General features: G+C 39.3%; 6 protein-coding genes and 2 pseudogenes. 4 read left to right on the top strand and 4 right to left on the bottom strand.

The features are described from left to right. Nucleotides 1-99 precede the first annotated feature (99 nt). A complete protein-coding gene (locus JCM19034_RS16550) occupies nt 100-339 on the top strand; it encodes a DUF1450 domain-containing protein (protein ID WP_062051474.1) in 240 nt (79 codons plus the stop codon). 492 nt (nt 340-831) lie between these two features. On the opposite strand, the gene JCM19034_RS16555 is transcribed toward JCM19034_RS16550, so the two are convergent. The 3 genes from JCM19034_RS16555 to JCM19034_RS16565 form a co-directional block, all read right to left on the bottom strand. Further along, nucleotides 832-1233 (bottom strand): MerR family transcriptional regulator, encoded by a 402-nt coding sequence (locus JCM19034_RS16555; protein WP_062051465.1) that lies wholly within the window; start codon nt 1231-1233, stop codon nt 832-834. A gap of 201 nt (nt 1234-1434) precedes the next feature. After that, the gene (locus JCM19034_RS16560; RefSeq protein ID WP_062051466.1) at nt 1435-2358 is read right to left on the bottom strand and encodes an NAD(P)-dependent oxidoreductase; all 924 of its coding nucleotides are present in this window, start codon (nt 2356-2358) and stop codon (nt 1435-1437) included. A 68-nt stretch (nt 2359-2426) separates the two neighbouring features. Beyond that, nucleotides 2427-3383 (bottom strand): NAD(P)-binding domain-containing protein, encoded by a 957-nt coding sequence (locus tag JCM19034_RS16565; protein WP_197276429.1) that lies wholly within the window; start codon nt 3381-3383, stop codon nt 2427-2429. A 191-nt stretch (nt 3384-3574) separates the two neighbouring features. On the opposite strand from JCM19034_RS16565, the pseudogene JCM19034_RS16570 reads away from it, so the two are divergent. The 3 genes and pseudogenes from JCM19034_RS16570 to JCM19034_RS16580 all read left to right on the top strand — a co-directional run bounded on the left by JCM19034_RS16570 (nt 3575) and on the right by JCM19034_RS16580 (nt 5942). Next, nucleotides 3575-4866: pseudogene (locus tag JCM19034_RS16570) on the top strand (HD domain-containing protein). A gap of 22 nt (nt 4867-4888) precedes the next feature. Further along, nucleotides 4889-5389 carry a YwgA family protein gene (locus tag JCM19034_RS16575; protein WP_062051468.1) on the top strand — a complete coding sequence of 167 codons (501 nt, stop codon included), beginning with the start codon at nt 4889-4891 and terminating at the stop codon, nt 5387-5389. Nucleotides 5390-5416: 27 nt separating this feature from the next. Beyond that, nucleotides 5417-5942 (top strand): annotated as a pseudogene (locus JCM19034_RS16580) (YwhD family protein). A 170-nt stretch (nt 5943-6112) separates the two neighbouring features. On the opposite strand, the gene JCM19034_RS23505 reads toward JCM19034_RS16580, so the two are convergent. Then, nucleotides 6113-6300, bottom strand: a 188-nt coding sequence (locus tag JCM19034_RS23505; protein WP_231687004.1) for a hypothetical protein, incomplete at its 5' end; no start/stop codon positions are given.

The raw sequence follows: 6300 nt of genomic DNA on the forward strand, positions 1-6300 counted from the left end.
CATGTTCCTCACATTTTTTCGTGCAAAAGAAAAAGAGGTGTGGTAAAATAGTCGCTAGGTTAAAAATGAGCAACTTATATGATAGAAAGGAACCGAGATATGGCAAATGAATTTCGAATTTGTGACGAGTGCCAAGCAACGAATATTAAGACGCTGATACCGCGTTTAAAGAAGCTCGACCCTACCGCAACAATCGATATTCGTTGTCAATCGTATTGCGGTCCAGGACGGAAGAAGTCGTTTGTATTCGTAAATAATCGCCCCGTAGCTGCACCTAATGAGGATCAGCTGATAGATAAAGTAGAAAAGAAGATTCAATCAAAGGTTACTTCTTCATAGAGAAGAGTAGAGTGTCGCTTTACTATAAGTAAAGGGTACTCTTTTTTTATGGCTAATAGTGTAGTATCTTCACTTTCGGTAAGAGTTTTTCCGACTGAATTATCCGGGGTTTATGAGAACTAAAAAGGTGTGAACTATGCACGATGGATCTGCTGAAATCGGTAATGATGGTGTTGTAGTTTCTATTTAGATAAGTACGATGAGAGATTCTTTTAGAGTAAGTAACTAATTGTGTGGAAAAGGAAAACCTTTTGGTGGGCCTTTTAGGACGAGGCCGGCAGTAAAGGCTTTTAGCCACAGAGCAAGAAGTTGGGGCAAAAGTTAGGTTAGCCAAAACAAAGTACTAAAGTTTTATATGAATTAGTTTGGATTATTATTTATAGACTTTTTTAATATGAAGTTAGTAAGTCTTTAGCGTTGTTCATATTCTCTTTGAATTTTAATAAAGTACATGACCGTAGGAATTTCCATTTTAACAAAGTAAATTAGTATTTAATTAGATTTAATAGCAACACAGTGATTCGAACGAGTCAATACTCTGTCTTCCTTCTTTTTGATTTGCTCTTCTAACCGTTGTTTTACAATAGATAGTGCATATATTTTCTTGTTGATTTCTGCTAGCTTATCTTCATACACATCAAATACTTCATCACATAATTCTTCCATTTCATATTGTGGATAGGAATCTATACAACTCAAAAATTCCTCGATTTGATCAGTCGTCAGACCTAAGCCTAAATAGAGTTGGATTGTTTTGATCCGTTCAATGGAAGATTCCTCGAACTCCCGATAGCCGTTATCAAGGCGAGTAGAAGTAATCAGATTTTTCTTCTCATAGTGACGAATCGATCGAATGCTAACACCTGTTTTTTTAGATAATTCACTTATTTTCAATTAAATGACCTCCTTAGTGCAGCTAATAAAAGCATAATCAGTTAACGGGTCCTTACGAGTAAATAAACGTTTTATTACTCATATATGTAACCATGTCGTTAACGATTCCTTTTAATTCCAAGCCTCTTGTAATAGTATAGCAATGAACGGTTGCTAAAGGTTGTCTCAAATGATCCTCGCTACAAAAATTACCCATTGTTATTAGTCAGTCAGTTTTTTAGCTCTAAGCATTTCAAAAACTCGCTCAGGGCTTTCTGCTCCATAACCTTCTGCAACTAATTGCTCATAGTTAGCCTTCAAAGGTACCATCCAGTCGAAAGGGATGATCAGCTCTTTGCATGCTTTGATGATGTGTTCGAGTGCGAGTGTATTCGTATGAAGGTTGGAAACGTCTGTTTTGTAGTTGGCTTCATCAAGCATGGCTGCTGCCTCAGGATTCGAAAAGCTAGGTACAATGACATAATTGAGCCATTCTTCGATAAATGGTTGAAACTCTGAAGCTGTGATGCCTGCTCTATTTATCATAGCATGAGCATGAAGCCAGCTTTGCTGCACGCCATAAAGCATGGTCAATAAGGCGAGGTCATATAACAACGGGACACCGGGGTCTTCACTGAGATGTACGCTGTTGCCCCCTAGTACCTTTAGAAATGGATCGTATTCTTTGAAGAGTACTAGGTTTCCTCCATAAAAGATTACTGCTTCAGGCGAGCCAATCATTGGGGGTACTGCCATAATTGCTCCATCTAAATATTGGGCATCATGTTGTGCTATCCATTTCGCCATCTTACGAGCATCATCAGGTGTTCCAGAAGTAAGGTTAATGATGATGTGACCAGATAGGGCATCGCTTATAGGATCAAGGAGTTCCATCAAAACCTCATAGGTCGCGACACAGGCAATGATGACTTTGGAGGCCAATATTGCCTCTCTTACGGTCTCTGCACGAGTAGCCCCTTTTTCTACAAGATCGTCTCCCTTTTTGTAAGACCTGTTCCAGACGGTTGTTAGGAATCCGTTCTTTAAAAAAGTGCTCGCTAAAGATTGACCCATTAAACCTAGACCTAGCACTGTTACTGTTTTGTTTCGTTCATTCACATTTCGATCCTGTTTTGATTTTTCCATTAACCTTCTCTCCTTAAAGATATTATAGAAACATTATTCATCAATGTAATGAAATGTTTTTTACCTTATTAATCGTTATCATTTGAAAACTCTTTAAGTACATCACTCAGGCGTGAGAAACCATCATTGCCATAGCCTTTGTCAATCGCCCGCTGTGCGATCGCCTTTGCGGCCCTTAACATACTGGCGTCAATCCGATGTTCTTCAGCAACTTGGATAATGTGTTCCATTCCTGCTGCATTAGAGGCAATGTTAGAGCCATCTCCTGGGTACTCTTGTTGATCAACTTCTTGTGCCATAACGTCCATAATATTAGGCATGATACCAATGATTCCTTTCGTGTAAGGTAAGAGTTCCTGAGAGGAAATATTTTCTGTGCTCGCAAGTGCAAGAGCATGGACGTAACCATTCATAGATGTCCAGAAAAAATCGAGCAATGCTATGTCGTAAGCGGCTGCACGGCCAGGGTCGGGGCCAAGATATGAAGCAGTGCCACCAAGGCTTGCTAATGTGGACTGATATGCTTGATAGACGTCCTTAGTTCCGCTGTATAGAATGGATGCCGTAGAATGACCTATGGTCGGTGTAGGAGTCATAATCGTACCGTCGAGGTAGTTAACTCCATGTTCTGTAGCCCATAACGACATTTGGCGTGCCTGTTTTGGGGAATCAGAGGTAAGATTCACCAATGCTTTTCCCTTTAAGATACTCTCCGACCGATTAACGATTGAATGTACAGCATTATAGTCCAGCACACAAATGATCACCAACGGACTCGCCTCAATCGCGTTAACGGCTGTATTAGCAAGTACAGCTCCTCGGTCGACAAGATCATCCGCTTTTCCCGGCGAACGATTCCAAACGGTCGTAGGGTGATCGTTTTTTAGGAATGCTCTGGCTAGTGCCCGCCCCATAGGACCTAAGCCAATGACTGTCACTGGTGTTCGTTCTTTGTCCGCCCTCGTCTTTTTAATTCTGGCTACCATTGAACCTTCTTCTTTCTTACTATCGTTATGTTTCTTCAATGAAAACTCCTCCTTTCAGAAATGATTCTAAACTATGACATTAGTGTCATAGTCAACAAAAATTGATCTAGAAATTTTGATATCGAATGTGTGTATCAATCGTTTCCTTTACAGAAACTATCTATTATGAAAAGACATGTATTGTTTTTTCTTATATAATAAAGGTAACGTCAAATTTGAGAGGTTGACCAATGAGTAAATATGGTGTTTTAGCAGAAGAGAAGGTGTTTAAGGATCCTGTTCATGCTATATTCATGTGCGAGATGAGTTAATATGGGAGCTTATAGGGACAAAGGAGTTTCAGCGGTTACGGAGGATTCGGCAGCTTGGGACGACTTATGTGACCTTTCATGGTGCCGAACATACGCGTTTTAATCATTCATTAGGTGTATATGAAATTACTAGGAGAATGGTAGAAATATTTACCGGACGTCCTGATTGGGACGAAGGTGAACGCTTACTCGTGCTGACTGCAGCACTGCTTCATGATATTGGTCATGGACCATTCTCTCATTCATTTGAAAAAGTGTTTAATACCGATCATGAGGAATGGACGAGAGCAATTATTGTAGGGGATACTGAAATTAATCACGTGCTTTCCCAAGTGAATGAGCAATTTCCAAAAGCGGTTGCTGATGTCATTGAGAAGACGTATTCTAATAAGCTTGTAACGAGTATGATTTCTAGCCAAATTGATGCTGATCGGATGGACTATTTACAACGTGATGCCTATTATACAGGTGTTAGCTATGGACATTTTGATATGGAGCGGATTCTGCGGGTTATGCGGCCAAAGGAAGATCAGGTTGTCATCAAAAATAGTGGAATGCATGCTGTTGAGGATTACATTATGAGCCGCTATCAAATGTATTGGCAAGTTTATTTTCATCCAGTTACAAGAAGTGCAGAAGTCATCTTGAGTAAAATCTTAATGCGGGCAAAAGACCTTTATGAGCAAAAGTATGCTTTCAAGCAGGAGCCGATCCACTTTTACTCGTTATTTAATGGAAAAGCGAGCTTGGACGACTATTTACGGCTAGATGAGGCGGTTGTCATGTATTATTTCCAAGTTTGGCAGGAAGAAGAGGATCGCGTTTTGCGTGATCTTTGTGTAAGATTTCTAAATAGACAGCTCTTTAAATACATTGAATTTAATCCGAACGAGCGTATGAATGATTGGCTCATCTTGCATGATCTATTTAAACAAGCCGATTTGCAGCCGGATTATTATTTAGTACTTGATTCCTCATCCGACTTACCATATGATTTTTATCGACCTGGAGAGGAAGAGGAACGGGTTCCAATTCATTTATTAATGCCAAATGGCAAGCTGCGTGAGCTTTCACGGCAATCTGATGTTGTTGAAGCGATCTCTGGTAAGAAACGAACGGATCATAAACTGTATGTTCCACTCGATCGGCTTGAAGATGAATCTGAGCATAAAGAGATTAAAAGGAAAATTAGAGCGATTTTAGATATATAATCTTAAGGGAAGAGGGATAGCGATGCTGAAGGATCACGCCAATGTGATGGGGTTATTTTTGCAGGCGGGAGAAATAATCGGCAGAAAAAAACTGCAGAAAATGATTTATATTGCGAAAAAACTGAATGCACCATTTTCGGAACGCTACACATTTCATATGTTTGGACCATACTCAGAGGAGTTAAGCTTAAGAATGGAAGAGCTGTGTAACTTAGGATTTGTTGTTGAAAATAAAGAGGATAAAGGGCATTATTATCAATACCGCTATACGCTTTCTCCTGAGGGGGAACGTTTTTTAGAAATGTATCCACATCAAATGCTATCTTCTGAGTTAGTTGAGGCGTTAAATGAAAAGAGCTCACGTTTTTTAGAGCTCGTATCAACATTACTTTACTTTGAAGATTTAGACGAAGAGGAACAAAGGGAAAAAGTTAAAACGTTAAAAGCAAAGCAGAATTATAGCGAAGATGAATTGAATGAGGCATTTTCCTATATACATATGTTGCGAAATCTATCGTCATAATAGTATAAGGAAAGGATGATAAGTAAAATGGATTTATTAAATAATGATAACCTTAAGAAAAAAACGACCGGTTTTAATATTTTAAGCGGGGACTCAACTGATGGGCACGGTGGTTACGGTGCTGGAGTTATGAATTTAGACAATGTATCACCAGTGTTTGTTTGTCCGGATGATGACGAAGCGTTTGTTGATATGGGGCACTTCACGCCCGTTCTGCAGTAGAAAGACGGATTAAATTTTTGAAAAATAAAGATGAGGTGCCAAACGGAAAGTTGTATTGGCTCGTCTGGGTAACAATTGAATATAAGGACAAAAAACCGTATTATGCAGGTGTAGCTGGCTGTGAAATGCTCATTGACCGTGACATACGCCGTGGCTATAAAAGTATGCCGGAGCATGTTAATAAAATGGATAGGTCGTTAAAAGGGAAAATTGTTGTCGATGATATGGATTCACGCTCTAAAAAATACTCGCACGCTTTTTAAAGGAACATAATGAAGCGATGTGGGAGCACTCTTCGAAAGAGTTACATGAAGCATTGTTATCAAATTAATATGTAAATGTAAAGAGGAAATTGCGTTTGAATTTGAACGATTTTTGAACAGTGATCGCGACTATTGAGCTTTTTCGTAAGAGGGAGTAAACTAATAGGAAGTATAAACTGCACATTTATACTAGGACATAAAAAAGGCTGAGACCAGTAACTTGGGCTCAGTCTTTTTTCTATGGAAAAATAAGAGAAATGGAAGTCATTTGAAGAGTGGATTTGTTAGTAGAAGTATGCTGAGAATAGTAGGTGCAGGTTAGAGAAGAAAGTGCGGTCAAAGCTGCACCAAAAGGGGAATAGGTGCAGGTTAGAGAAGAAATCGCGGTGAAAACTACATCAAAAGGGGAATAGGTGCAGGTTTGGG

This window comes from Bacillus sp. JCM 19034 (genome assembly GCF_001310635.1).
In the GTDB taxonomy this organism is placed as follows: domain Bacteria; phylum Bacillota; class Bacilli; order Bacillales; family Bacillaceae_D; genus Halalkalibacter.

Coding starts and splice junctions, on each gene's coding strand:
- JCM19034_RS16550 (WP_062051474.1), top strand. CDS start 100: ATGGCAAATGAATTTCGAATTTGTGACGAGTGCCAAGCAACGAATATT.
- JCM19034_RS16560 (WP_062051466.1), bottom strand. CDS start 2,358: ATGGAAAAATCAAAACAGGATCGAAATGTGAATGAACGAAACAAAACA.
- JCM19034_RS16575 (WP_062051468.1), top strand. CDS start 4,889: ATGCTGAAGGATCACGCCAATGTGATGGGGTTATTTTTGCAGGCGGGA.